This is a genomic window from Collinsella sp. D33t1_170424_A12, assembly GCF_015554865.1.
Lineage (GTDB): Bacteria > Actinomycetota > Coriobacteriia > Coriobacteriales > Coriobacteriaceae > Collinsella.
On the sequence record NZ_JADNJJ010000124.1, the window covers coordinates 1 to 2,548 of the forward strand.

Annotated in this window: 1 protein-coding gene and 2 tRNA genes; all 3 read left to right on the forward strand. The window is 61.4% G+C overall.

The features are described from left to right. A tRNA-Gly gene (locus I2E26_RS05445) sits at positions 1-76 on the forward strand. 44 nt (positions 77-120) lie between these two features. After that, positions 121-194, forward strand: a tRNA-Cys gene (locus I2E26_RS05450). Between the two features lie 336 nt (positions 195-530). Next, the coding region (locus I2E26_RS05455; RefSeq protein ID WP_195419917.1) for a C69 family dipeptidase at positions 531-2,548 on the forward strand (2,018 nt) is incomplete at its 3' end.

Sequence of the window (2,548 nt, forward strand, 5' to 3'; positions counted from 1 at the left end):
GCGGACATGGCTCAGTTGGTAGAGCACAACCTTGCCAAGGTTGGGGTCGCGGGTTCGAGCCCCGTTGTCCGCTCCATTGCTTGCTTGAGGGCCGACTCTTCGATCGGCCCTTTGCATAATGGCGAAGTGGCCAAGTGGTAAGGCAGAGGCCTGCAAAGCCTTTACCCCCGGTTCGAATCCGGGCTTCGCCTCCAGAATTTTCAAGACGCCTTCGGGCGTCTTTTTTATTGCGGTTTCCGGCTCCTTTTCACGCCCCGCCCCCGAACACAACAACGGTCCGCCCTTCTCGCCTATAGTGCCGGCAGCGCTCTGCAACCACGTTTACCTGCTGAAATCCCATATAATCGGTGTGTTGCTCCCTGAAGCCGCTCATCACGGAAAAGCAGCCGCCTGCAGATTGCCGGCGTCTCAACATACCGTTTGGTACCTTTCTAATTGAACCGCATGCCGTTCCTTCCTAGTATTCAGCTTGCAGCCGTGCGTATGCAAAACCATCGACCCGTATCATGCGGCTGCGGAAGGAGGGCGTCATGCCAACACGTATCCCGTTCACCTGGTCACCGCGCTTCAAGATGGTCGCATGCGGCTTCGCCGCCGGCGCCGCCATGCTGACCGCACTGCCCCTCGATGCGCTGGCATGTACCCAGTTCTGGGTGCCCGCCCAGTACACCGCCTCTGGAAACCGCTTCGTAGGCCGCAACGAAGACGGCGGCACCCGCTATTTCAAGACCTTCGGCGTTTCCCAGCCGCAGGCTAATACCACCTATTCGTCCGGTGAGTCCTCGTTCTCCTGGACGTCTGATAAGACCTCGTATCGATACACCTTCATTCGCGATGCCAAGGCCTACTGGGAGGGCCGCGGAGACGCCTATAGCGCCGCGGGCATCAACGAGCAAGGCGTTTCGGCTTCGGCAACGTTGAGCACCGACTATAACGACCAGATCGCCGCGATCGATCCCCTTAACGAGGAGTCCGGCATCGGCGAGTACAACTATGTGAGCATCATCCTCGGCGAAAGCAAGACCGCTCGCGAGGGCGTCGAGCTGATCGGGCGACTTGTAAGCGAGTACGGCGCGCTCACCTGCGACCAGCTCACCATCTCCGACGTCAACGAATCCTGGCTGTTCATGGTTCTCTCCGGCCACGAATGGCTGGCCATGCAGATGCCCGAGGACAAGGTCTCGGTCAATCCCAACATGAGCAACCTTCGCTTCGATGTCGACCTCAACGACCCCACGGTCTGCCTCCACTCCGAGGGGCTGCTTACCACCCCTGGCGACCTGCTGAAGTACAAGGCGGACGGCAAGACCCCCGATATCGCCGCCACCTACGGAGCCGATGACGCATCCCAGGGCATCGGGCAGAACAACCGCTATGGCCAGGGACGCGCATACTTCGGGGCCCCGCTTGCCAAGGACTCCTACGAGTGGGGCAAGCAGCTCAACGGAGACGGCAGCGTCTGGCGCGAGGGCATCACGAAGATCACCGAGCCCGAGCTGTTCTTCACCCCCGGCCTGAAGGATATGTCCACGTTCACCATCGTACGCGCACATGCCGCACGCGGCGAGCAGACCGACAACCTCAACGCCGACCTGAACCCCGCCGTCGATGCCATCGGCAAGCAGTGGCAGATGGAAGGGCATATGTTCGAGATCCGCGACGACCTGCCCGCGGATATCGCGACGGTCCAGTGGGAAACCATGGCTCCCACCGAGTTCTCGGTCGCCATGCCGTTCTACTCGGCCCTGCTCACCGAGGCCTCCCCGTACTTCAAGGACGTGAACCAGGATACAAGCCACAGCGGCACGGGCAACTTCTGGGAGATTGAAAACAAGACCGAATACGCCATGGAGGAGGAACCCGAAGGCTCCATCGACTACGTGCTGATCGATATCAACACGCTCGCCTACAACAACCGTGAATCCATGGCTGCGGGAACGCGCGCCTACCTCGACGCCCTGCAGAAGCAGATCATCGCACAGCACGAGCTCGTCGACGCCGTCATGCAGGCGACGCCCGCAGAGAAGCGTGGCGAACTCGCCAACTGCGCGCACAAGGTGATGGTCGAGCAGACCTATCGCAAGTGCGACAAGCTCCTCGACGAGATGCGCGCCTACATCAAGGCAGGCGACTTCTCCACCCCGTTCGCCGCATCCGACAACGACGCCCAGGCCAAGGATATGAAGGCCCCGCTCGTGTACGCCCCGACGGTCATCCTTCCCGCCATCACCGCTCAGCCCGCAAGCGCCACGTACGAGCAAAACGCAGCAGCCGCCGATCTCGCCGTGACGGCCAAGGCCGACGACGGCGTGGGCGCCCTCTCCTACGAATGGTTCCGTACGTCCGGCGATGCCGTTAGCTCGACCGGCGTGAAGACCGCCAATATGCCCGTAGACACATCCAAGACGGGCTCGCAGTCCTACTTCTGCCGCATCACCAACGCTGCAGGCAAAAGCGTGGACTCCAACGTTGCTACCATCACGGTGACGGTCCCCGCAGCCAAGCCCGGCGATGGGGCGTCTGATACGAGCAAGCCCGGCGCCAGCAA